Here is a 25,314-nt window from a genome sequence, read left to right as displayed (position 1 = left end):
GATTCATAATAAATCTGTTGCTAAAATTCGGATAATTCTTCTCTATCATGAGACGATGAAAAATGAATTATATAACACTTTTAATGAACAGCTAATGTGCATTTAAACTTGAGGAGGACTTATACATAATGGTAAAAAGAAGCAGAATCGTCACCTTCATCTTACTGATTGTTTTAATTGGTGGCGCAATGGGGATGACTACCCAGACAATTTTAGGAAATATTAAGCTGGGTCTGGATCTTCAGGGTGGTTTTGAAGTTCTCTATCAGGTTAAAGGAGAGGACGGCGAAGAAGTTCCTCCGGATGTGGTATCAGACACAGCCCAGGCACTTGACCGCAGAGTCAACGTTTTAGGCGTAAGCGAACCGGTTATTCAAGTTGAAAATGGCAACCGGATCCGGGTTCAGCTTGCGGGAGTGGAAGATCAGAATCAGGCAAGAGAAATTCTCTCTACAGAGGCAAATCTTACCTTCCGTGATGTTAATGATAACGAAATGCTCAGCGGGTCTGATCTAGTAGAGGGAGGATCTTCACAGACGTTTAATGAGGAGAATCAGCCCATCGTCCGATTGGAATTGAAAAGCGGACAGAAGTTTGCGGAGGTTACACAGGAAGTTCTTGAAATGGGACCGCCAAACAATAAGCTTGTCATCTGGCTGGATTATGAAGAGGGGGATTCCTACGCAGAAGAAGCGGGTAAAGAAGAACCGAAATTTATTTCAGCACCGAATGTATCAGAGGTTATTTCAACAACTACACCCGTTATTGAAGGAAGCTTTACTCCCCAAGAAGCTCAGGATTTAGCGGATCTGCTGAATGCAGGAGCGCTCCCAGTTGAGCTGGAAGAAGTGTATTCCACTTCTGTAGGTGCTTCATTTGGCTTAATGGCAATGGATCAGACGGTATTAGCAGGGATAATCGGAATTTCACTGATTTTCCTGTTTATGATCGCTTTTTACCGTTTCCCAGGCTTAATTGGTGTCCTGACACTATCCGTTTATATTTACCTTATCCTATTAATTTTTGATTGGATGAATGGAGTTCTGACGCTGCCTGGTATTGCAGCACTGATTCTTGGAGTCGGGATGGCAATAGACGCCAATATTATCACCTATGAAAGAATTAAAGAAGAGCTGAAAGTCGGCAAGCCTGTTCGCCAGGCATACGAAGAAGGAAGCAAATCCTCTTTATGGACGATTTTTGATGCAAATATTACGACTTTGTTAGCTGGAATTGTGCTGTTTTACTTTGGAACAAGCTCAGTAAAGGGATTTGCCACCATGCTGTTGATAAGCATTATTGTAAGTTTTGTTACAGCTGTATTTGGTACCCGCCTCTTCATGAGTCTTTGGGTCAGAAGTAAATTCCTTGATAACAAAAAAGGCTGGTTTGGCGTAAAGGCTTCTGAAGTTAATGATTATAATGAAGAGGTAGATGCACTTGATTTGCCTACTAAATTTGACCGTTTTGATTTTGTTCGCAATCGGAAAAAATTCTTTGCCTTATCCGGGGTCCTGCTTGTAGCGGGTCTGGCAGTACTGATGATCTTCCGCTTGAATCTGGGGATTGATTTTGTTGCAGGTACAAGAATGGATGTACTGGCTGATACGTCGCTCAATGAAGAGGCTGTTGAAGAAGATCTGGCTGAAATTGGACTTGAAGCGAGTAGCATTGTTATCTCCGGTGAAAATCAGGAGACCGGTGTCGCAAGGTTTACAGAGTCACTGGATCAGGAAGAAATTGCAGAGCTTAGGACGTACTTTCAAGAGAAATATGGCTCTGATCCGAATGTTTCTACAGTAGATCCAGTCATTGGGGAAGAGCTGGCGCAAAACGCGCTGTATGCTGTTGCCATTGCCGCAATTGGTATTATTTTGTACGTTTCAATCCGGTTTGAGTTATATATGGCCCTTGCATCCGTTATAGCTCTTGTTCATGACGCATTTTTCATTATCGCTGTCTTCAGCATTCTGCGTCTTGAAGTCGATATTACGTTTATAGCGGCGGTGCTGACGATTATTGGGTATTCGATAAATGATACGATTGTTACGTTTGACAGAATTAGAGAAAACTTAAGAAAACTGAAGCTGGTGGAATCAAAAGAACAGCTGGCTAAAGTGGTCAATCAATCACTTCGGCAGACACTGGGCAGATCGGTTAATACCGTACTGACTGTCGTGCTTGTCGTAATTGCTATGATTATCTTTGGAGCCACCTCGATTTTGAATTTCTCTATTGCACTGTTAATCGGTTTAATCGCAGGAACCTACTCCTCTGTCTTTATCGCGACTCAGTTCTGGTATGTACTGAAAAAACGCGAGCTGAAGAAAAAAGGTTCGTTAGTTACGTATAAAGAGAAAAAAGAATGGTCAGACGAGCCTGTTGTTTAATGTGTATTAGCAGTATGAGGTGAGCGGTACGGAAGGCGGCGACTCCAGAAGGATATGAAGGTTAATTGAGACTTCGAAGGGCAACGCCCGAGAACGCTCAAGCCGTCCCTTCGGAAAGGTCAGCCTGAAGCGCAGCGAACCGGTCAAAGAGCTTGAGACATTTTTTTGTCCCAGGCTCTTCTTTTTTTTTTCAAGCCGCATAGTCGTTGCATCGCATTGCGATCAGAGGATTAGCAGTTTAGAATTAAGGGTAATTTAAAACTATCCAAGCATTTTTAAGAAAGGAGGACATGTTATGAAGTTTCAGTGGGTTTTGATTTTAGGAATTATATTTGCTCTTCTTGTAGCTATTTTTGCTGTTATAAATGTCGATCCTGTAACTGTCAACTTCGGTTTTGCTGAAACAGAAATGCCTTTAATTCTGGTTATTTTAGGCTCCGTTTTAATGGGGGGACTAATTATTGGATCAGTTGGCCTATTCCGATTATTTGTTACTCAGCGGAAAGTGAAGCATCTTGAAAGCGAAAACCTGAAATTGAATGAGCAGCTTGCGAATGCAGAAGAGAATCGAACAGAGCCGCTTCCTTCGCGCACGGATTACCGTAGAACAGCTCCTGATGGATCAGGAGAATGATAACTGCAGGAAAGAGGCTGGGAGATATCTGAAAGCCTTAGAGAAAGTAAACTAATGTACCGCAAATGTAAGGTGAGCGCAGCGTAAGGCGGCGAATCCTGCAGGACATGACGGTTGCTTGAGCCGCCGAAAGGCATAGCCTGAGAAGGGTTCAGCTCAGTCCCTGCGGAAAGCGCCCCCTTGAAGCGAAGTGAACCGGTTGTAGAGCTTGAGACACTTTTGTCCCAGGCTCTTTTTTTATGGAAAGGAGTGACCATGGCTCATTGAATAGCAGCTGAACCTGCTGTATAATGAAGAACGCTAAAGAGGTGAGAAAATGTTACAATCTAAAACACGATGGAATATTCATCCCATTAATAATGAACATGTCCAAACATTACAAGAAGCTCTCGACATTCCAGCTGTTGTAGCTCAATTGCTTGTTCAGCGTGGAATTACGGATGTTGAAGAAGCAAAATCTTTTTTATATGTTGAAAGCCAGTCTTTTTATGATCCCTTTTTGCTATTGGGAATGAAAGAGGCTGTGGAACGAATTAAACGCGCTGTTAACGACCAGGAGCTTATCATGGTCTATGGTGATTATGATGCCGATGGTGTTACGAGTACTTCGGTTATGCTAAGCGTATTGCAGGAACTAGGGGCGAATGTTGAATTCTACATACCAAACCGTTTTACAGAGGGATACGGGCCGAATGAGGACGCATTTCGATTTGCAGCCGAGCAGGGAGTATCTTTGCTGATCACAGTAGATAATGGTATCTCAGGGATTAAGGAAGCGCAGGTTTTAAAAGAGCTTGGAGTTGATTTAATTATCACTGATCACCATGAACCGGGTCCGGAGCTTCCTGAAGCGCTTGCCATTATTCATCCTAATCATCCGAATGGAAACTATCCTTTTAAAGAACTGGCAGGGGTCGGAGTAGCATTTAAAGTGGCGCATGCCCTTCTGGAAAAACCGCCTGTTCATCTCCTTGACCTTGCTGCCATTGGAACGATTGCAGATTTAGTTGCGCTGCGGGATGAGAACAGGCTTCTGGTGAAAAAAGGTTTGCACGAGCTGCGCCAGACCCGTCGTAAAGGGATTCAGGTTCTATGCAAAATTGCAGGTGCTGCTTTGGCAGAGCTGAATGAAGAGTCCGTTGGTTTCGTTATTGGACCGAGATTAAACGCAGTTGGAAGATTAGCAGATGCTGACCCTGCCGTCGAACTGCTTATGACAGAAGAAATGGAAGAAGCAGAAGCACTCGCACAAGAGATTGATCTAATTAATAAAGAGCGTCAGACCATTGTCAGTGATATTACAAAAGAAGCAATTGAACAAGTTGAAAGTTTATATCCCCTAGAAGAAAATCGGGTGCTTGTGATTGCCAAAGAGGGCTGGAATCCAGGGGTTGTGGGTATTGTAGCTTCAAGATTAGTAGATCGCTATTATCGTCCTGTTATCATGCTGTGCCTGGATCCTGATGGAAAAAAAGCAAAAGGGTCAGCAAGAAGCATCGAAGGGTTTAATATGTTTGAGGAATTATCCCTTAATCGGGATATTCTCCCGCATTTTGGCGGGCACCCTATGGCAGCCGGGATGACACTGCCAATTGACCAAGTAGACGAACTGAGAGAACGACTTAACAACCAGGCGGAAAAACTCTCAGATGAAGACTTTATTCCAATTACAGCGATTGATACGGTTGCTTCCCTGGAAGAAATTGATTTACATTCAATTTCACAGGTTCAGCTGCTTGCACCGTTCGGAATGAAAAATCCAAAACCGAAAGTTCTGATTGAACAATCATCAGTGTCTTCGCTGAGGAAAATAGGAGCAAGCCACAATCATTTAAAACTTACGCTGCAAAAGGATCAGTCCACACTTGACGGTATTGCTTTTGGTCTGGGAGAAATCGCCGATCATATTTCACCGCTGGCCAAAGTGGATGTAATAGGTGAACTTTCAATTAATGAATGGAATAACAGCAGAAAGCCTCAGCTTTTTGTTCAGGACATTCAGGTCAATGAGTGGCAGCTGTTTGATGTAAGAGGTATTTCCCAGCCCCAGAGATGGCTTCCGACTCTGCCTGAAGAACGGCAGTTTATTGCATTTGATACAAAAACGAAAAAAGAGTTTCTTCAATATATAGACGAGAGTCATATAACGGTGATAGAAAACCGGGAACAAGCGGCAGAACACTCAATAGATCACAAGCAGATTATACTTCTTGACCTGCCGCAGGAAGAAGAACAAATTTTGTCTTTAATTCGCAACGGGATCCCGACGCGTATTTATGTCCATTTTTATCAGGAAGATCCTCAGTTTTTTACAGGTATGCCTAAAAGAGATCAATTTGCCTGGTATTATGCTTTTCTTAAAAAAAGGCAGTCCTTCGACCTTCATAAAAATGGAGATGCACTGGCGGGTCATAAAGGATGGACAAGAGAAACGATTAATTTTATGACAAAGGTGTTTTTTGAACTGGAATTTGTTACAATGAGTGATGGAATCATTACGGTGAACAATTCTGTTCAAAAACGTGATTTATCCCATTCGCCTGCCTACCAGTCAAAAGAAAGAATGGTTGGGCTGGAGCAGGAGTTGTTATATTCGTCTTTTCAACAGTTGAAAAACTGGTTTGAACAGCACTTAGACGGGGCGAAGAGACCTGAGGAGGAAGAAAAGGTATGGACTTAAAGCAGTATGTAACAATTGTGGAAAACTGGCCTAAAGAGGGTATCCGATTTAAAGATATTACAACTCTTATGGACAATGGAGATGCGTATCGTTATGCGACGGATCAAATTGTAGAATATGCAAATGATAAAGACATTGATATAGTAGTAGGCCCGGAAGCAAGAGGCTTTATAATTGGCTGTCCTGTTGCTTACGCTCTTGGGATAGGCTTTGCTCCTGTCCGTAAAGAAGGCAAGCTTCCGCGTGAAACAGTTAAAGTGGATTACGGACTTGAATACGGAAAAGATGTTTTGACGATTCACCGTGATGCAATCAAGCCCGGGCAGCGGGTTTTGATTACAGATGATCTTCTTGCTACTGGCGGAACCATTGAGGCAACCATCAAGCTCGTTGAAGAACTTGGCGGAGTTGTAGCAGGAATTGCTTTCTTAATTGAGCTTACTTACCTTGATGGGCGTGACAAATTAGAAGGATATGATATGCTTACACTAATGCAATACTAATAATTGATGAGAGTCCCACAATCGGGGCTCTTTTTATATACAGTTTGTGTCGAAATAAGCCGTTTTTACTCCATTCGTCATGAAAAAAAGTCATAATCGCTTTACAGACGAACAATTTTTTTTAATAATAGGTACAATACACAAAAAATTTATTTCAAACGATAAAGGTGATATAGCGTATGGCGAACGAACGAGTACTTACCGCGGATGAAGTGTTCGTGATTGCATCAACTTACATGAACAATAGTCAGGTGGATATAGTGAAAAAAGCATATGCCCTGGCAGCTGAAGCTCATAAGGAACAGTTTCGCAAATCCGGGGAGCCATATATCATTCATCCGATTCAGGTGGCGGGTATCCTGGCAAATTTACAAATGGATCCGTCTACTGTTGCTGCCGGTTTTTTACATGATGTAGTGGAGGATACAGATTACTCCTATAAAGATTTGGCCGAGCAGTTTAGTGAAGAAGTGGCGATGCTGGTTGATGGTGTGACCAAGCTTGGAAAAATAAAATACAAGTCAAAAGAAGAGCAGCAGGCAGAAAATCACCGAAAGATGTTCATTGCAATGGCGCAGGATATCCGGGTGATTTTAATAAAGCTGGCTGACCGTCTTCATAATATGAGAACGTTAAAGCATATGCCGGTCGAAAAGCAGATTCGCATTTCAAATGAAACACTTGAAATTTTTGCCCCTTTAGCGCACCGGCTTGGAATTTCAACGATTAAGTGGGAGCTTGAGGATACTTCTCTTCGCTATTTAAATCCGCAGCAATACTACCGAATCGTTAATCTAATGAAGAAAAAACGCAATGAGCGAGAAGAATATGTAGAAACGGTCATACGGGAAATTAAGGACCAGGTGACCGATGTTAATATTGATGCAGATATTTACGGACGCCCGAAGCATATTTATTCCATTTATAAAAAAATGGCCATGCAAAATAAGCAATTTAATGAAATCTATGATCTGCTTGCAGTCAGGGTGATTGTAAGCAGCATTAAGGACTGCTATGCAGTTCTCGGTATCATCCATACTTGCTGGAAGCCAATGCCTGGCAGATTTAAAGACTATATTGCCATGCCGAAGCCTAATATGTATCAATCTCTTCATACGACCGTCATCGGCCCTAAAGGAGATCCCCTTGAAGTACAAATCAGAACATCGGATATGCACCGCATTGCAGAGTTTGGGGTTGCGGCTCACTGGGCTTATAAAGAGGGAACGATTGTAAGTGAAGACAATAAGGCATCAGTTGAAAATAAATTGACATGGTTCCGCGAAATTCTTGAATTCCAGCAGGATTCTTCCGATGCAGAAGAATTTATGGATGCTCTTAAATTTGATCTTTTTTCTGATATGGTCTATGTGTTTACGCCAAAAGGAGATGTGATGGAACTGCCGGCCGGTTCTGTTCCAATTGATTTTGCTTACCGGGTCCATTCAGAAATCGGCAATAAGACCATTGGTGCAAAGGTGAACGGCAAGATGGTTCCGCTGGATGCCACATTGAAAACGGGAGACATCATTGAAATCATGACGTCGAAGCATTCATACGGACCAAGTCAGGACTGGCTGAAAATTGCTCAAACCTCCCAGGCAAAGCATAAAATTAAAGCATTCTTCAAAAAGCAGCGCAGAGACGAAAATATGGATAAGGGCCGGGATATTGTCGAACGGGAAATCCGGTCACTTGAATTTAATCCTAAAGAAGTCCTTACAGAAGAAAATATCAAAAGAGTTTCAGAGAAATTTAACTTTACAAATGTGGAAGATATGTATTCTGCTGTAGGATACGGCGGGATAACGGGTGTTCAGATTGCCAACCGTTTAACCGAAAAGCTCAGAAAGCTCCGTGATGAAGAAGATACCCTTGAAAAAGCAATGGCGGATATTAAGCCTCCTTCTCATCGAAAAAAACGCGAGGCTGGAGTAACGGTAAAAGGAATTGATAATCTGCTGGTACGTTTATCCAAATGCTGCAGCCCGGTGCCGGGTGATGATATTATTGGATTTATTACAAGGGGCAGGGGAGTTTCTGTTCACCGGACAGATTGCCCAAATATACAGGATGATTCAAATGCCCGGCTCATTCCAGTTGAATGGGAAGGCACACCGCAGGACAAAAAAGAATATAACGTTGATATTGAAATATCCGGCTATGACAGACGCGGCCTTTTAAATGAGGTCCTGCAGGCAGTCAATGAAACGAAAACAAATATTTCAGCTGTCAGCGGGCGTACTGACCGCAATAAAATAGCAACAATTAATATGTCTATTATGATTAAAAATGTAAACCATTTACAGCGGGTTGTTGAACGAATTAAGCAAATTTCAGATATTTACTCCGTTCAGCGGGTAGTGAACTAACGACCGGAGGGAGATGCACAGATTATGAGAGTCGTTCTTCAAAGAAGTAAACAGGCTTCGGTTTCTGTAGATGGAAATGTTACAGGCCGTATTGATAAAGGTCTCGTCCTTTTAGTAGGAATTACACATGATGACGGGGAAAAGGAAGCTGCCTATATGGCAGAAAAAATAGTGAATCTTCGAATTTTTGAAGATGAAAGCGGCAAAATGAATGAGTCCCTGCTTGATCTCCAAGGGCAGATTTTGTCCATTTCCCAGTTTACTCTATATGGAGAAACGAAGAAGGGAAGAAGACCCAATTTTATGGACGCTGCAAAGCCTGAGCAGGCTGAAAAAGTATATAATTTGTTCAATACTTTACTTGAGCAAAAAGGTGTAAATGTGGAAAAAGGCGTATTTGGGGCCATGATGGACGTATCTCTAGTGAACGATGGTCCAGTTACATTGATCGTGGAAACTCCATAAAACGTGAGTAAAAAGGAACCGCCGGCACTCCCAAGAGGGGGGCCGGCGGTTCCTTTTTTCATTCAAAATAATCTACAACACCATTATAGATACCTGTTGCTGCAATTTCTCTGAACTGATCATTATTTATGACCGCTTCTTCTGAAGGGTTGCTTAAATAGCCTAATTCAAGCAGAATGGCCGGAATGGAGTTTTCCCTCAGCACTAAGTAGTTGCCGAAATGAACCCCGCGGTCACGTAAATTTAATTGGTCCTGAAGACCAGCATGAACAGACTGGGCAAAAGGATGATCCATATCGCCATAATAATACGTTGTAAATCCCCGAATGCTCCTGTCATCTATTGCGTCATAATGAATGGATATAAATAAATCTGCGTCGTTTTGCTGAGATGAAGCAACCCGGGTGTGCAGATCGATGTATCTGTCATCCTGCCTGGTCATGATGACATTGGCACCGGTGCTTGAAAGTTTATGGTACAGGATTTCAGCGGTTCTGAGCGTCAGTGATTTTTCATACGACCCGCTTGCCCCAACTGCTCCGCTGTCCCGTCCCCCATGACCGGCATCAATGATGATCGTAGCTTCTTCTATAGAGGCTGCAGGGGGATCCGGCACATCTTCCTGTGTATCCTCTTCAACTACTTCTTCTGGTTTTTCTTCAGCCGTGTTTTCTGCTGAAGCTTCTTCTGATGAAACAATCCAATTGGCTATAAACCCTGCAGTGCCGTCATCGAGTTCTATTTCAAACCAGTCCTCGTTTTGAGATACAGCTTTAAATTGTTCACCTGAGTTGACTCGTGCAACAACCTCAGATTGAACAGACGGCATGCTTCGAACATTTGATCCGTTGTATAAAACCGTTAACGGACTTCCCTCTTCCGTGGAAGCATCCATGGAGGTGATTGTACCGCCGGGTTCTGTATACCAGCTGGCAATCCAGCCTTCTTCTCCGGAGGGCAAAGTAATTTTAAACCAGTCCCCGGATCGCTCTTCAATCATATAGGCTTCTCCATAGTTTACTGTTGATAAAGGCTTTCCTGCATGACTTGGTTCGTCTCTTACAGTTAATGCATCCACCATAATAGTGATGACCGCATCATCGTTGCCTGCATCTGAACTTAAGTCCTGCTGTTCAGCCTGTGCTGATGGTGTATTTGTCTGCACATAAGCAGAACTGACCCAGCCATTTAATCCATTGCCTTCAACATGGTACCACCCATATTGTTCTTCTATAATTTTGACGGTGTCTCCTTGATTCAACGACCCAATGACCGCTCCTGCAGATGAAAAATCATCTCGAACATTTAACCGGTCTACTGAAATGGTCGCTGTTGAGACGCTGTCTGCAGCTTCCTGCCCCGACGCATCCTCTTTCAAAGTGACTTGTGATAAATAGTCTGTATTCACCCAGCCGGTAATGCCATCCTGTGTAATGATCTCAGACCAGCCATTTTCCTGTGAAGCGATGTCCACCTCATCCCCGCTGTGGAGAGAATGTATGACTTCTTCATCTGTACCGGGTCCGCTGCGAACTCTTAATTGATCGGCGGTGACTGTACTACTTTGTGAAACCGCGGCTTCAGACTGAGCTGATTCCTGCTGTACCGTAAGCCACTCAGCGACCCAGCCTTCTTTACCACCGGAAAGTCTAAGTTTAAGCCACCCATACTCTTCGTCCAGAATTTCATATGTATCCCCATCATTTGCTGTTGCAATGGTAGCATAAGCAAGTCCTGGGCCTTCTCTCATATTCACATGATCCGAGGCAATTACAGCACTGTTGCTTGTTGCAAGAACCGTTTCAGCCGGGAGCGAAAAAGAAGAAATAAGCAGAACGCCGGCCAAAATGGAACCGATCAGTTTCATTCACAACACCTCTCAGGTTTGTCTTTCCTCTATCTTATACCGACGAAAGGTATCCGTCATTAGAAAATTCAAATAAAAAGTCTTTTCATTTAAGCTTGACAATCATGTGGCGGCTTATTATGATTGATTACATTATAAAAAACGTAAAACAACCAATGATGGGGAACAGTAAATAAGAATATGCATGAACAGAGAAAAACCGCCTAGGCTGCAAGCGGTTTTGCATGACGACTTATTGAATGAACACCCCGTAGGTTCAGTTCTGAAAAGGTCTCTTAGTAGGAATTGACGTATGCAGGCGTTAACTGCCTTGAGTGGAAGCTTTTTATGCTTCAATTAGGGTGGCACCACGGGAATAAAACTCCCGTCCCTTGTTTTAGGACAAGGGACGGGAGTTTTTTGTGTTCACATTTTCCGGTCTTTGTCGATCGTTAATTATGAATTGATAGTTGGAGGAGGAAGTTTCATGTCTATTCAAATTCCTAGAGGCACCCAGGATATTCTTCCTGGAACCGTTGAAAAATGGCAATACATTGAGAAAGTAGCTAAAGAACTTTGTGAACAGTATCAGTACAAAGAAATTCGCACGCCTCTGTTTGAGCATACAGAATTGTTTGAACGGGGTGTAGGGGATACAACAGACATTGTACAAAAGGAAATGTACACCTTTAAGGACCGGGGAGAAAGAAGCTTGACGCTTCGTCCGGAGGGAACAGCAGGAGTCGTTCGTTCATTTGTTCAGCACAAAATGTTCGGCCAGGTCAATCAGCCGGTCAAATTATTTTATACCGGTCCAATGTTCCGTTACGAACGCCCCCAGGCCGGCCGCTTCAGACAATTTGTTCAATTTGGTGTTGAAGCAATTGGAAGCGACGATCCAAGTATTGATGCAGAGGTGATCTCGCTTGCTATGGAACTGTATACACGTCTTGGGTTGAAAAAGCTGAAGCTCGTGATTAACAGTTTGGGTGACACTGAAAGCCGAATCGCCCACAAAGAAGCATTAATCAATCACTTTAAACCGAGAATCAACGAGTTTTGTCACGATTGTCAGATGCGTCTTGAAAAGAACCCTCTTCGGATATTGGATTGCAAAAAAGACAGGGATCACGAATTAATGGCGACAGCGCCTTCTCTTGCTGATTACCTGAATGCAGAATCCTCAGCTTACTTTAAAAAACTTCAGCACTATTTAACCTTAATGGGGATTGAATTTGAAGTAGATTCAAATCTTGTAAGGGGGCTGGATTACTACAACCACACTGCATTTGAAATTATGAGCAGTGCAGAGGGCTTTGGCGCCATTACTACACTATGCGGCGGAGGCAGATATAATGGTTTATCAGAAGACCTCGGAGGCCCGAGTGCACCAGGTATTGGATTTGCATTAAGCATCGAGCGTCTGCTGTCGGCTCTGGATGCAGAAAGCATCGAGCTTCCTGCTGAAGCTGTCCTGGACTGTTACTTTGTCACAATGGGTGAACAGGCAAAAGATAAAGCCGTTGAACTGACATATAAAGCAAGAAAGCATAATCTGAGTGCTGAGATGGATACATTAAATCGCAAAATGAAAGCACAACTTAAGAGTGCCGACCGTTTAAAGGCAAAATTTGTTGCGATCATTGGAGAAAATGAACTCAGTGAAGGAACGAGTGTCGTCAAGAATTTGGAGAGCGGCACGCAGGAAAACGTTACATTTGAAAAACTATTCGATTATTTAAAGCAGTCTTAAGGAGGAAAAACGATGTTTGGACGATCATTTTATTGCGGGGAAGTACCCGCCTCAGCAATTGGCGAAAAATTAATTTTAAAAGGATGGGTTCAAAAACGTCGTGACCTTGGAGGTCTGATTTTTATTGACCTGCGTGACAGAACGGGCATTATTCAAGTTGTATTTAACCCTGCTATTTCAGAAGAGGCCTTAAAAAAAGCGGAAGCAATCCGCAGCGAATATGTGCTAAGCATAGAAGGAACCATTCAGGCAAGAGAAGCAGGTACAATAAACACCAATATCGCTACAGGCACCATTGAAATTCATGCTTCAGAGGTGACTGTCATCAGTGAAGCGAAAACACCTCCTTTTGCCATTGAAGATAAAACAGAAGTAGCAGAAGATATTCGCTTAAAATACCGCTACCTGGACCTTCGCCGTCCTGTAATGACCGAAACCTTCAAAGTGCGTCACAGCATTACGAAGTCGATTCGCCGCTTTCTTGACGATGATCAGTTTATCGAAGTGGAAACGCCGGTATTGACGAAAAGTACACCTGAAGGCGCACGTGACTATCTGGTTCCAAGCAGAGTACATGAAGGAGAATTTTATGCTCTGCCTCAGTCGCCCCAATTGTTTAAGCAGCTGTTGATGGTCGGTGGATTTGATAAATATTATCAAATTGCCCGCTGTTTCAGAGACGAGGATCTGCGTGCTGACCGCCAGCCGGAATTTACGCAAATTGATATCGAAACAAGCTTTATGAGCCAGGAAGAAATTATGAAGATGAATGAACGCATGCTTTCAGCCATGATGAAGGATGTTAAAGGTCTGGACATTGCGCTTCCTTTACCACAAATCACCTACAGCGAAGCGATGGAGCGATACGGTTCTGATAAGCCAGACACGCGCTTTAAAATGGAACTAATTAATTTGTCCGAGTCAATGAAGACTTCAGGATTCAAGGTCTTCAGCAGTGCAGTTGAAAATGGTGGCCAGGTTAAGGCAATTAATGTAAAAGGTGCAGCAGACAACTTCTCAAGAAAAGATATAGATGCGTTGGGCGAATTCGTTTCCCGTTATGGAGCCAAAGGACTTGCCTGGCTTAAAACGTCCTCAGAAGGATTTGCCGGACCGATTGCTAAATTTTTTGGAGAAGATGAGCAAGCCCGTCTTGCGGCTGAAACAGATGCAGCAGAAGGCGATTTGCTCCTATTTGTAGCAGATAAAAAATCGGTGGTCGCTGATGCTTTAGGTGCGCTTCGCTTGAAACTTGGTAAAGAACTGGGCCTGATCGATCACACCTTATACAATTTCCTATGGGTAACAGACTGGCCGCTGCTGGAATATGCAGAAGATGAAGGCCGTTATTATGCTGCTCATCATCCTTTTACGATGCCTGTAAGGGAGGATCTTCCGCTTCTTGAAACGGATCCTGCAGCTGTAAGAGCACAGGCATATGATATTGTGTTGAACGGGTATGAATTAGGTGGAGGTTCCCTTCGGATTTTTGAGCGTGAAATTCAGGAAAAAATGTTTAAAGTTCTTGGGTTTTCAGAAGAAGAAGCTAAAGAGCAATTTGGGTTTTTGCTTGAAGCCTTTGAGTACGGTACACCGCCGCATGGGGGAATTGCACTCGGTCTTGACAGACTTGTAATGCTTCTGTCTGGAAGCACCAACTTGCGAGACACCATTGCATTTCCTAAAACAGCAAGTGCAAGCTGTGTATTAACAGACGCACCAGGAGAAGTAAGTGAAGCTCAGCTGGATGAATTAAAGATATCTTTGAATCTTCAGAATAATAAATAAATTACCGGCGCTAAAGATTGATCTTTAAGAAAAGGTATGCTATTATTTACAAACAAGGCAAGTCCTGATGTGTACGTTATCTGCTCAATTCGTTTTGACCGAACACTTCTATTATTGGGAGCCTGCGTTTTTCTGCACCGTGCATGCCTTTTGCGAGGACGCATTAAGCAGAAAACAGGGCACCCACCTGCTGAGAGCGGGTTCAAAACAATAGATCTTTAATGAGACGGCACGATTGGGATTTGCCAGCACTTACATACTTCTAAAACCGCCTGATCAACCAGGCGGTTTTTTTATGCTTTATTGAGGAGCGTTAAAGGCTCATTGATTTAACAAGGAAAATAAGCTATCCTTAGTTCCGTTATCCTAAACTGATTTGGAGTTGATTAACATGCTTCACCAATTTTCAAGAAACGAACTGGCGATCGGATCAGAAGGAATTGATCTTCTGAAAGGAAAAACAGTCGCAGTGCTCGGCATTGGCGGTGTAGGTTCATTTGCCGCTGAGGCGCTTGCGCGGAGCGGAGTCGGCCGCTTAATTCTCGTAGACAAAGATGATGTAGATATCACAAATGTTAACCGTCAAGTGATCGCACTGCTTTCTACTGTCGGACAGCCAAAAGCAGACTTGATGAAAACCAGAATCGAAGACATTAATCCTGATTGTGAAGTTATTTCACTGAAAATGTTCTATACAGAAGAAACGTATGAAGAGTTTTTCAGCCACGGCCTTGATTTTGTAGTGGATGCCTCTGATACGATTTCCTACAAAATTCATTTAATGAAAGAATGCCTGAAAAGAGAGATTCCGATCATATCAAGTATGGGGGCAGCAAATAAAATGGATCCAACCCGTTTTCAAATTGCCGACATTTCAAAAACCCATACAGATCCAATTGCAAAAGTAATCCGAAAGCAGCTGCGTAAAGAAGGGATTCCAAAAGGCATCCCCGTCGTTTTCTCGGATGAAAGTCCGATCATTATTCGTGAAGAAGTCAGAAAAACGGTCGGCAACGATGAAGCTGCAATAAGAAAGGCCAAAATGCCTCCGTCCTCTAATGCTTTTGTTCCCTCAGTAGCAGGATTGATCGCGGCAAGCTATGTAATAAATACATTGTTAAAAGACATCATGATTAAACGAGTTCAATAATCTGCAAACCAGTCCTTAATACAAAAGGGACTGGTTTTTTTCGTATACTATTTTCGATTAACAGGTGAAAATTGAAACAACTTTTCTACTGAATTTGTTATTTTAAGTGAAACTTTCTTCCAATTCACTCGTAAATTACATGACAACCTAAATTTAATGAGAAAAAAACAGGAGGGAAGGCATGACTAAAAAATCGATCGTAGAGTTGAAAAATGTCACGAAGGTAATCAAGGGGAAAACCATCATTGATAAAGTTTCGTTTGACGTTTACGGAGGAGAAGTGTTTGGTTTTCTCGGGCCTAACGGAGCAGGAAAAACAACCACCATCCGAATGATTGTAGGATTAATGAAATTAACAGATGGGGACGTCCTCATTGAAGGAAAAAGCATTAAAACTGATTTCGAAGGAGCCGTGCGGCATGTAGGAGCCATAGTAGAAAACCCCGAAATGTATAAATTTTTATCCGGCTATAAGAATTTAGTTCACTACGCACGGATGTACAAAGGAATTTCTAAAGAGAAAATTAATGAAGTAGTCAAACTGGTAGGACTTGAAAAAAGGATTCATGAAAAGGTGAAAACCTATTCACTTGGAATGCGCCAGCGGCTGGGGATCGCTCAAAGTCTTTTGCACGATCCAAAAGTGCTGATATTGGATGAGCCCACCAACGGACTAGACCCTGCAGGCATTCGTGAAATCCGCGATTACATAAGACGCTTAGCAAGAGAACGGAACATGGCCGTGATTGTGTCCAGTCATTTGCTTTCAGAAATGGAGATGATGTGTGACCGTATCGGCATCATTCAAAACGGCAAGCTGATTGATGTTCAGTCTATGGACGATTTTGTTTCTACTGAGGGCAAGCTGTTCAAACTTGAGGTAAAAGAGCCTCATGAGGTGAAAAAGAAAGTACTTACACATCATGCTGAATGGACGGTAGAGGTAGTAGAACAATCGCTGGTAATTGATATGACAAAAGATCAAATACCGGAGCTTATCCGTTTTTGTGTGGCAGAGAATATAGATGTGTACGGTATTTCTCCGGCAGCTAAAACACTGGAAGACAGGTTCCTTGAAGTAACGTCAGAGGGAGGACTGGTAAAGCATGGGTAATTTAATCCGCAATGAATGGATGAAAATTCTGCATCGCCCAGGTACATATGTGATGGCTGGACTGCTGATTTTAGCGGTCATCGCTTCAGCTGTTATTACACTCTTTATAAATTCCAACTTTAATTCGTCTAATGAAGACTGGCGGCAAGCTTTAGAAGCGGAAAATGAACAAATTCAAATGACGATAGAGTCTGGGGAAGAAGGCTTTTACACGCCAAGTCCAGAAGGAGCTCTAGCCTTAAACGAATATCGCTTAGAAAACGATATCGCACCTAACAACGCAGAGTCCATGTGGCAATACCTTGAAAATAACTCATTCATGATTTCATTAGTAGGGTTGTTTTCCATTATCGTAGCTTCCGGAATTGTTGCGGGTGAGTTTTCATGGGGAACAGTTAAGTTGTTAATGATTCGGCCAATCGCCCGCTGGAAAATTCTTTTATCTAAATTTCTCACGGTTGCGACTTTCGGTCTATCATTGATTGGGATCTTAACGGTACTGTCTCTGATCCTGGGGGCTATCTTCTTTGATTCCGGATCAGCCGTTCAATTAACCTACTCAGATGGAGAAGTAAGGGAAAGCAATATGATTTTCTATCTTATGAAAGTTTATCTGTATAACTCAATCGATGTCATTCTCCTTACCACAATGGCATTTATGATTTCAGCTGTTTTTCGCAGCAGCTCCCTAGCAATCGGAATCAGTTTGTTCCTTTACTTTGTCGGCGGAACTGCTACAGGCTTTATTGCGATGTATTACGACTGGGCTAAATACAGCCTGTTTGCCAATACGAACCTGACGATGTATGAAATGGGAGTGCCGCTTGTAGAAGGCATGACGATGACGTTTTCCATTATCATGATTTTGATTTACTTCACAATTTTTGTGGCACTAGCGTTTACGGTCTTTACTAAACGGGATATCGCCGCTTAGACACATCCTTTCTTTTGAAAAAATAAAAAGAGCATGAGACAATATGTCTCATGCTTTTTTTGATCGGTTCACTGCTCTTCAGGTGGACGCTTTCCGCAGGGACGGCGCTGAGCCTTTTCAGGGCCTTGCGCCGTAAAGTCTCAGCTTGCCGTCATCTCCTGCAGGAGTCGCCACCTTCCGCTCCCCCCACCTCTTACTACTTATAAATACACCCAAATTTTTAAAACTTTTTTTTTCTATCTCACCCTCTTTTAACTTGGCATACCCAGCGATATAGACTATTTCATTTTTTCATAAATTTGCTTCAATGCCTGTTCAAATTTACCCGTAGTTTTGGGCTGATAGTAAGCTGCGTTTTTTAACGAGTTAGGAAGATACTGCTGCTTGACCCATCCATTTGGATAACTGTGAGGATACAAATACTCCACGCCTCTTCCCATTTCTTTTGCTCCTTTGTAATGAGCATCTTTTAAATGGTCCGGCACTGAGCCGCTTTTTCCGGCCCGAATGTCTCCGAGAGCCGCATCAATCGCACTGATGGCAGAATTTGATTTTGGAGAAAGACAAAGCTCAATCACTGCATTAGCAAGGGGGATGCGCGCTTCAGGAAAGCCAAGTCTTTCAGCAGATTCAATTGCTGCAAGCGTTCTTGGGCCAGCCTGAGGACTCGCAAGCCCAATGTCTTCATAGGCAATAACCAAAAGTCTTCTGGCGATAGTCGGCAGATCTCCGGCTTCAATCAGCCTTCCCAGATAATGAAGGGATGCGTCCACGTCGCTGCCCCTGATTGATTTTTGAAATCCGCTCATAACATCATAATGGGCGTCCCCGTCTTTGTCGTGAGAAAAACTTTTTTTCTGTAGACACTCCTCTGCAATTTCTGCCGTTATTCTTATACTGTCATCCTCAGCTTGAGTTGATTTCACGGCAAGTTCGAGCGCGTTAAGAGAGCTTCTTACGTCTCCATTGCTTCCATGGGCTAATAGCTCCAATGCTTCATCCTCAAGGATCACCTTTTGTTTTCCAAGGCCCCGCTCTTCATCTTCCAATGCTCTTAAAATCGCTGTTTTCATATCGTCAGAAGATAATGGATGAAGCTCGAAAATTTGACACCGGCTTCGAATGGCGGGATTAATCGCATGATACGGATTGCTTGTCGTCGCGCCAATAAGGGTGATCATGCCGTTTTCAAGGTAGGGAAGAAGAAAATCCTGCTTGGTTTTATCAAGTCGATGAACTTCATCGAGAAGCAAAATAACTTTGCCAGACATTTTTGCTTCCTGCGCAACGATTTCCATATCCTTTTTATTATTTGTAACGGCATTCAACGTCCGGAAAGCATACTGCGTACTGCCTGCTATAGCTGATGCAATAGAGGTTTTGCCAATTCCGGGAGGGCCGTAAAGGATCATGGAGGATAATTGCATTGCTAATACCATTCTGCGAATAATTTTGCCTTCACCGACCAAATGGGTCTGTCCAATCATCTCATCTATCGTTCTTGGTCTCATACGAAAAGCCAGTGGTTTGATGCTCATATGATCACTCCATACTATTAGTCTCTCTTATTGCTAATCATAGTAGTAAAACAGTTGAAATGCCAACGATTGCAGTTCTATGCTATAATATCAAAAGTTAAACATCGAGGGGCAGAGGTGGATTTTGTAATGAAAATATCAACAAAAGGCCGTTATGGCCTGACCATTATGATCGAGCTTGCAAAACGCTATGGAGAGGGTCCTACCTCTTTAAAAGCAATCGCTAAAACGCATGACTTATCAGAGCATTATCTTGAACAACTAATCGCGCCTTTGCGGAATGCAGGTTATGTGAAAAGCATTCGCGGGGCTTATGGCGGATATATCGTAGCAAAAGAACCGAATGAAATAACGGCAGGAGACATTATACGGGTGCTTGAAGGGCCGATTTCCCCGGTAGAAGGAATTGAAAACGAAGCGCCTCCTCAGCGGGAATTATGGATGAGAATCCGGGATGCCGTAAAAGATGTTCTTGATCACACGACAATAGAAGATCTGGCAAACTACACGGATGAAGGCCAATCGGATGCTTACATGTTCTACATTTAAAACGGGAGGGAAATCACGTGATTCAAATTTATGCAGACCATGCAGCGACAACACCAATGCATCCTGAGGCTGTAAAAGTGATGACAGAAACGTTATCTGAGCATTACGGAAACGCCTCAAGCATTCATTCTGTCGGCCGCAGGTCCCGACACCTTCTGGATGAAGCACGAAGTCAATTAGCATCCAGTATTGGGGCGCATTTTAATGAAATTATCTTTACCAGCGGAGGTACAGAAGCAAATAATCTTGCAATCGTTGGAACAGCAAATGCCCTTAAGGACAAGGGCCGTCATATCATTACAACGAAAATTGAGCATCATGCTGTCCTTCATCCATGTGAAGCACTTGTTAATCAGGGATTTCAAGTCACATTTCTTGATGTGGATGAAGAAGGTCAGATTTCGATCAGTGAATTAAAAAAAGCTTTGCGAGAAGATACGATCCTTGTGACAGTTATGTTTGGTAATAACGAGGTAGGCGCCATTCAGCCCATCCGGGAAATAGGGGAGCTGCTGAAGGACCATCAGGCATCTTTTCATACGGATGCTGTACAAGCCTATGGACTTGAGGATTTAAATGTTCGAGATCTAAACGTTGACATGCTCTCCGTTTCGGCTCACAAAATTAACGGACCTAAAGGGGTCGGTTTTCTTTATGTGAAAAACGGTACATCTCTTTCTCCAGGACTTCTTGGAGGGGAGCAGGAACGGAAAAGAAGAGCAGGCACTGAAAATATACCAGCTCTTGCTTCTTTTGCCAAAGCGGTCGAAATTGCAAGTAAAGAAAGAGTAGAGAAAACAGCTCAATTAAAGTCAGTAAAAAATCATTTGCTGCAAAAGCTCAGAGAAAAAGAAGTTGCTTATGAAGTGAACGGATCTCTTGAGCGCTCGCTTCCCCATGTGATAAACTTAAGCATCGCAGAAACCGATGTAGAAGCAATGCTTGTAAATCTTGACCTGGCCGGTATTGCAGTATCCAGTGGTTCTGCATGTACTGCCGGATCTCTTGAGCCCTCTCATGTGCTTTCTGCCATGTACGGCAAAAATGATGAGCGCTTAAAAAATTCTGTCCGCTTCAGCTTTGGACTTGGAAGTACTGAAGAAGATGCTGACATAATAGCCGATCAGGTCGCTTTAATCGTAAATCGTTTTAAAAAATAACTATCAGCTGATGAAATAATAGATAAAGTGGTGAGGAAAATGAAGAAATCACCGAAAGATACCCGTGTAGTGGTAGGAATGTCAGGAGGAGTCGATTCTTCTGTCGCTGCTCTTTTGCTCAAAGAGCAGGGCTATGATGTGATCGGAATCTTCATGAAAAATTGGGATGACACAGATGATGCAGGTGTATGTACAGCAACAGAGGACTATAATGACGTTATTCGTGTATGCAACCAAATCGGCATCCCCTATTATGCGGTTAATTTCGAGAAACAGTATTGGGATAAAGTGTTCACGTATTTTCTTGAAGAGTACAAAGCAGGACGCACCCCAAATCCGGACGTCATGTGCAACAAGGAAATTAAATTTAATGCCTTTTTAGATCACGCTTTAAAGCTTGGTGCAGATTACCTGGCTACAGGCCATTACGCACAGGTTGAAGAGCGGGATGGAGAAGTTAAAATGCTCCGTGGTCTGGACGAAAATAAAGATCAAACGTACTTTTTAAACCAGCTTACCCAGCAGCAGCTGGCGAAGGTAATGTTCCCGATCGGCGGGATCAATAAAAAAGAAGTCCGCAGGATTGCCGAGGAAGCAGGACTTGCTACAGCTTCAAAAAAGGACAGCACGGGCATCTGTTTTATTGGAGAAAGAAATTTTAAAGAGTTTTTAGGTCAATACCTGCCTGCCCAGCCGGGGGATATGGTAACGATGGAAAGCAAGAAAGTCGGCTCGCATGATGGCTTAATGTATTATACGATTGGCCAGAGACACGGGCTTGGCATTGGCGGGTCCGGCGAGCCGTGGTTCGTGCTTGGAAAAGATTTAGAGAAAAACCAGCTTTTTGTGGGTCAGGGTTTTGATCACGAAGCGTTATACTCCCACTCTTTAATCGCAGCTGATCTCAGCTGGACATCAAGTAAAGAGCCGGAAGGAACTTTCCGTTGTACAGCAAAATTCCGTTACCGCCAGTCTGATCATGGAGTTACGGTTCATATTAAAGACGGGGGACTGGCAGAGGTGGTTTTTGACGAACCTTCAAGAGCTGTTACCCCGGGACAGGCAGTCGTTTTTTATAATGGTGATGAATGTCTTGGCGGAGGAACGATTGATAAAATTTATAAGGAACAAAAGCAGCTTGAATATGTAGGATGAGGACAGGAATGCTCGGGAACTTTTTCACTCTCGCTCTGATACGGAGAAGGAGAGTAAAGATTTTCCTGAAGCATTCTTTTTTCGTTTCGGTTCATATGAGTACCTATGTTATACTTTTTGCAGTATCCTGTTGCTAAAAACAGGCTTTAGCAAAGAGTTTTGTACGATTAAAGCTGGAAATTGAATCAACCACAGCAGGGAGATGAATCTTACATGAATTTAAATGAACTAGCCATAAAAAAATTGCAAGAAGGCGAATATCAGGAAGCCATAGAACTTTTAAATCAGGCGATTGAAGAGAAACCTGAAGATGAAACAGCTTATATAAATTTCGGCAATGTACTGGCGCAAATGAATGAAACGGAAAAAGCAGAACGCTTTTTTCAAAAAGCGATTATTTTAAACGAAGATGCAGGTCTGGCGTATTATTCTCTGGCAAATTTGTATTATAACGAAGAACGGTTTTCAGAGAGTGCCCGTCTCTATGAGAAAACACTTGAAAAAGGAGTAGAGGATTCCGACGTTTATTTTATGCTCGGAATGTCTCTTAAAAACGAGGAAAAAGTTAAGCTTTCGCTCCCTTATTTACAGCGTGCTGCAGAGCTTTCATCGGAGGATGCTGAGGCGCATTTCCAGTTTGGACTCGCACTCGCCCAGCTTGAACTTGGAGATGAAGCAATGAAGCAGCTACAGCATGCAGTAAAGCTTAATCCGCAGCATGCAGATGCTTTATACAATCTGGGAGTAGCGTATGCGGGCTTCAAGGAAGATGCAATAGAAGCCTTAAACTGTTTTGAGCAGGCGATAGCTGTTCAGCCGGATCATTATTTAGCTTTAAATGGCCGGGAAATTATGAGACAGGCTTTGGAGTCAAAAGGGTAAGAGCAGGGGGAACACCTGATGAGCAATGAGTCCATGGATTTATTTAATGAAGAAGAGCCGTATATCAAAGGCAGGCATATCGTGACCATATTTCATAATGAAGACAATATGTATTCTGTCGTACGCGTTCGAGTCGAAGAAACCAACACGTCAAATCAGGAAAAAGAAGCGGTTGTTACAGGTCATTTTCCTAAAATGCAGGAAGAGGACACCTATATTTTTCACGGTAAGTTTAAAGAACATCCCCGGTTTGGCCTGCAGTTTCTTGCGGATCGGTTTAAAAAGGATCTGCCTCAGACTAAACAGGGGATAGTCCATTATTTATCAAGCGATCTTTTCTCAGGCGTTGGAAAAAGAACAGCTGAAAAGATTGTGGATACACTGGGCGAAAAAGCCATTTCAAGAATTATGAATGATGAATCGGTGCTTCAGGAAGTCCCAAAGCTTTCTCAGGAAAAGGCAAAGCATATTTACGATGTCTTAATCGAGCACCAGGGTTTAGAGCGGATCATGGTTCACTTAAATGACTGGGGGTTTGGCCCTCAGCTGTCTATGAAGATTTATCAGCATTACCAGGAAGCTACTTTGGAAATTCTGCAAAAGAACCCCTATGAGCTTGTTTACCATATTGAGGGCGTAGGGTTTGGCAAGGCGGATGAACTGGGCAGACATTTAGGTTTATCCGGAAGCCATCCGGATCGAATAAAAGCAGCCTGTCTCTTTTGTCTTCAGCAGCTTTCAATGCAGGAAGGCCATGTTTATGCTCAATCAAAAGATCTGCTGATCAGAGTAAAGGAGCTCCTGCAGAAGCATCAGCCTGAACAAATAGAATACACGGATATTTCAAATCAGCTGATTGAATTGCATGAAGAAGGAAAGGTTATTGGGGAAGAGAAACGGATTTATCTACCTTCTCTTTATTTTTCTGAAAAAGGACTTGTTACCAATATAAACCGGCTTCTTTCTCATAAGGAATATGAAGATCAATTTCCGGAGTCTGAGTTTCTACTGGCGCTTGGCAGTCTGGAAGAACGGCTCGGGGTTTCGTATGCTGCTTCTCAAAAAGAAGCCATTCAAACCGCTCTGACTTCCTCCCTCATGATTTTAACAGGGGGGCCGGGGACGGGGAAAACGACCGTTATTAAGGGAATTGTTGAACTGTATTCAGAACTGCATGGCGTGTCTTTGGATGTGGATGCGTATGGGAGCGAAGAACCGTTTCCGATCGTTTTAGCTGCTCCTACCGGCCGCGCAGCTAAAAGAATGTCTGAATCAACCGGACTCAAGGCAATGACCATTCACCGGCTTTTAGGCTTTACAGGACAGGAAGATATGGAGGATGACGAAGAACGTCTGGTGCAGGGAAAGCTTCTTATTGTGGATGAGATGTCGATGGTGGATACTTGGCTAGCAAATCAGCTTTTACAGGCTGTTCCGGATACCATGCAGGTTATTATTGTAGGGGACCAGGATCAGCTGCCGTCTGTTGGCCCCGGCCAGGTTCTTCAGGACCTTATTCATTCAAAGCTTGTTCCTACTGTGCAATTGACTGATATATACAGGCAGGAAGAAGGGTCTTCCATAATAGAATTGGCTCATCAAATGAAAGAAGGAAAACTGCCGCAGGATTTAAGAAAGCAGCATGCTGATCGCTCATTCATTGCCTGCCACGCTTCTCAAATGGATGAGGTTGTGGGAAAAGTGGTGAAAAATGCCATTAAAAAGGGGTACACAGCTAAAGACATTCAGGTGCTTGCACCGATGTACAGAGGACCTGCCGGAATAGACAGGCTGAATAAAGTGCTCCAGGAATTAATGAACCCCAACCCTGACAAAACAAGAAAAGAACTGCAGTGGGGAGATATTGCATATCGAATCGGCGACAAAGTTCTTCAGCTTGTAAATCAGCCTGAAAGCCATGTCTTTAATGGAGACATGGGTGAAGTTATTTCTATTTTTTATGCGAAGGAAAATACTGAAAAGCAGGATATGGTGCTGGTTTCTTTTGATGGGGTGGAGGTCACGTACACCCGCCAGGATTTAAACCAGATCACCCATGCTTTTTGCTGCTCTATACATAAATCACAGGGCAGCGAGTTTCCTATTGTGATTCTGCCTGTGGTAAAAAGCTATTATCGTATGCTTCGAAGGAATTTGCTTTACACTGCCATTACGAGAAGCAAGAGATTTTTAATTATGTGCGGCGAAGAAGAAGCATTTCGTTTTGGAGTAGAGAGAAAAGATGACGCTGTCCGACTTACCACACTTCGCTCCAAACTGGCCGATGGAACACAAGATGCTCCTGCTGAAAAACCTCCGGGGCAAGGGATTGAAGAAGCGGATCCTATGGTCGGAATGCAAGGACTCTCCCCGTACGATTTTATGGAGGCTTAAGATTGCT

At 43.0% G+C, this 25,314-nt stretch carries 18 protein-coding genes, 1 other RNA gene and 1 other annotated feature; of the genes, 17 read left to right on the top strand and 2 right to left on the bottom strand.

Annotated features, from left to right (window positions below):
- Positions 1-128: 128 nt before the first annotated feature.
- The 6 genes from secDF to dtd all read left to right on the top strand — a co-directional run bounded on the left by secDF (position 129) and on the right by dtd (position 9,044).
- Complete coding sequence (gene secDF / locus P6709_RS04110) at positions 129-2,390, top strand: protein translocase subunit SecDF (protein ID WP_278239607.1); 2,262 nt, start codon at positions 129-131, stop codon at positions 2,388-2,390.
- A 295-nt stretch (positions 2,391-2,685) separates the two neighbouring features.
- Positions 2,686-3,024 (top strand): LapA family protein, encoded by a 339-nt coding sequence (locus P6709_RS04105; RefSeq protein ID WP_278239606.1) that lies wholly within the window; start codon positions 2,686-2,688, stop codon positions 3,022-3,024.
- 316 nt (positions 3,025-3,340) lie between these two features.
- Positions 3,341-5,704 carry a single-stranded-DNA-specific exonuclease RecJ gene (gene recJ / locus P6709_RS04100; protein WP_278239605.1) on the top strand — a complete coding sequence of 788 codons (2,364 nt, stop codon included), beginning with the start codon at positions 3,341-3,343 and terminating at the stop codon, positions 5,702-5,704.
- On the top strand, positions 5,695-6,207 hold the full coding sequence (locus P6709_RS04095) for an adenine phosphoribosyltransferase (protein ID WP_278239604.1): 513 nt from the start codon (positions 5,695-5,697) through the stop codon (positions 6,205-6,207). The genes recJ and P6709_RS04095 overlap by 10 nt, the downstream gene beginning before the upstream one ends.
- Before the next feature lie 179 nt (positions 6,208-6,386).
- Positions 6,387-8,579 (top strand): RelA/SpoT family protein, encoded by a 2,193-nt coding sequence (locus P6709_RS04090; protein WP_278239603.1) that lies wholly within the window; start codon positions 6,387-6,389, stop codon positions 8,577-8,579.
- Positions 8,580-8,603: 24 nt separating this feature from the next.
- The gene (gene dtd / locus P6709_RS04085; RefSeq protein WP_278239602.1) at positions 8,604-9,044 is read left to right on the top strand and encodes a D-aminoacyl-tRNA deacylase; all 441 of its coding nucleotides are present in this window, start codon (positions 8,604-8,606) and stop codon (positions 9,042-9,044) included.
- Positions 9,045-9,102: 58 nt separating this feature from the next.
- On the opposite strand, the gene P6709_RS04080 is transcribed toward dtd, so the two are convergent.
- Entirely contained in the window at positions 9,103-10,911 is a 1,809-nt protein-coding gene (locus tag P6709_RS04080) for an SH3 domain-containing protein (RefSeq protein WP_278239601.1), read from the bottom strand.
- Positions 10,912-11,057: 146 nt separating this feature from the next.
- Positions 11,058-11,286: a binding site (T-box leader), on the top strand.
- Between the two features lie 91 nt (positions 11,287-11,377).
- Between P6709_RS04080 and hisS the strand changes: the two genes are divergently transcribed.
- From hisS to P6709_RS04050, 6 genes are all read left to right on the top strand, one after another.
- Positions 11,378-12,643 (top strand): histidine--tRNA ligase, encoded by a 1,266-nt coding sequence (gene hisS / locus P6709_RS04075; protein ID WP_278239600.1) that lies wholly within the window; start codon positions 11,378-11,380, stop codon positions 12,641-12,643.
- A gap of 12 nt (positions 12,644-12,655) precedes the next feature.
- Positions 12,656-14,431 (top strand): aspartate--tRNA ligase, encoded by a 1,776-nt coding sequence (gene aspS / locus P6709_RS04070; RefSeq protein ID WP_278239599.1) that lies wholly within the window; start codon positions 12,656-12,658, stop codon positions 14,429-14,431.
- 58 nt (positions 14,432-14,489) lie between these two features.
- Positions 14,490-14,677, top strand: a non-coding RNA gene (ssrS, locus tag P6709_RS04065) — 6S RNA.
- A 145-nt stretch (positions 14,678-14,822) separates the two neighbouring features.
- Positions 14,823-15,581, top strand: coding sequence for a tRNA threonylcarbamoyladenosine dehydratase (locus P6709_RS04060; RefSeq protein ID WP_278239598.1), 759 nt, complete (start codon positions 14,823-14,825; stop codon positions 15,579-15,581).
- Between the two features lie 181 nt (positions 15,582-15,762).
- Complete coding sequence (locus tag P6709_RS04055) at positions 15,763-16,695, top strand: ABC transporter ATP-binding protein (RefSeq protein ID WP_278239597.1); 933 nt, start codon at positions 15,763-15,765, stop codon at positions 16,693-16,695.
- Positions 16,688-17,629 carry an ABC transporter permease gene (locus P6709_RS04050; RefSeq protein ID WP_278239596.1) on the top strand — a complete coding sequence of 314 codons (942 nt, stop codon included), beginning with the start codon at positions 16,688-16,690 and terminating at the stop codon, positions 17,627-17,629. Before P6709_RS04055 ends, P6709_RS04050 begins: the two co-directional genes overlap by 8 nt.
- Before the next feature lie 278 nt (positions 17,630-17,907).
- Here the strand turns inward: P6709_RS04050 and P6709_RS04045 are convergent, their stop codons facing one another.
- Positions 17,908-19,167 carry a replication-associated recombination protein A gene (locus tag P6709_RS04045; protein ID WP_278239595.1) on the bottom strand — a complete coding sequence of 420 codons (1,260 nt, stop codon included), beginning with the start codon at positions 19,165-19,167 and terminating at the stop codon, positions 17,908-17,910.
- A gap of 129 nt (positions 19,168-19,296) precedes the next feature.
- On the opposite strand from P6709_RS04045, the gene cymR reads away from it, so the two are divergent.
- From cymR to recD2, 5 genes are all read left to right on the top strand, one after another.
- The gene (gene cymR, locus P6709_RS04040) at positions 19,297-19,716 is read left to right on the top strand and encodes a cysteine metabolism transcriptional regulator CymR (RefSeq protein ID WP_278239594.1); all 420 of its coding nucleotides are present in this window, start codon (positions 19,297-19,299) and stop codon (positions 19,714-19,716) included.
- Positions 19,717-19,733: 17 nt separating this feature from the next.
- The gene (locus tag P6709_RS04035) at positions 19,734-20,876 is read left to right on the top strand and encodes a cysteine desulfurase family protein (protein WP_278239593.1); all 1,143 of its coding nucleotides are present in this window, start codon (positions 19,734-19,736) and stop codon (positions 20,874-20,876) included.
- A gap of 27 nt (positions 20,877-20,903) precedes the next feature.
- Positions 20,904-22,031, top strand: a complete 1,128-nt coding sequence (gene mnmA, locus P6709_RS04030; protein ID WP_278239592.1) for a tRNA 2-thiouridine(34) synthase MnmA — start codon at positions 20,904-20,906, stop codon at positions 22,029-22,031.
- Between the two features lie 213 nt (positions 22,032-22,244).
- On the top strand, positions 22,245-22,913 hold the full coding sequence (locus P6709_RS04025) for a tetratricopeptide repeat protein (protein ID WP_278239591.1): 669 nt from the start codon (positions 22,245-22,247) through the stop codon (positions 22,911-22,913).
- 18 nt (positions 22,914-22,931) lie between these two features.
- Positions 22,932-25,307 carry an SF1B family DNA helicase RecD2 gene (recD2, locus tag P6709_RS04020; RefSeq protein ID WP_278239590.1) on the top strand — a complete coding sequence of 792 codons (2,376 nt, stop codon included), beginning with the start codon at positions 22,932-22,934 and terminating at the stop codon, positions 25,305-25,307.
- Positions 25,308-25,314: the final 7 nt, after the last annotated feature.

The organism is Jeotgalibacillus sp. ET6 (assembly GCF_029667115.1).
Taxonomy (GTDB): domain Bacteria; phylum Bacillota; class Bacilli; order Bacillales; family Jeotgalibacillaceae; genus Jeotgalibacillus.
Note: the sequence above shows the minus strand (reverse complement) of the source record. Positions and strands in the feature narration are given on the sequence as shown.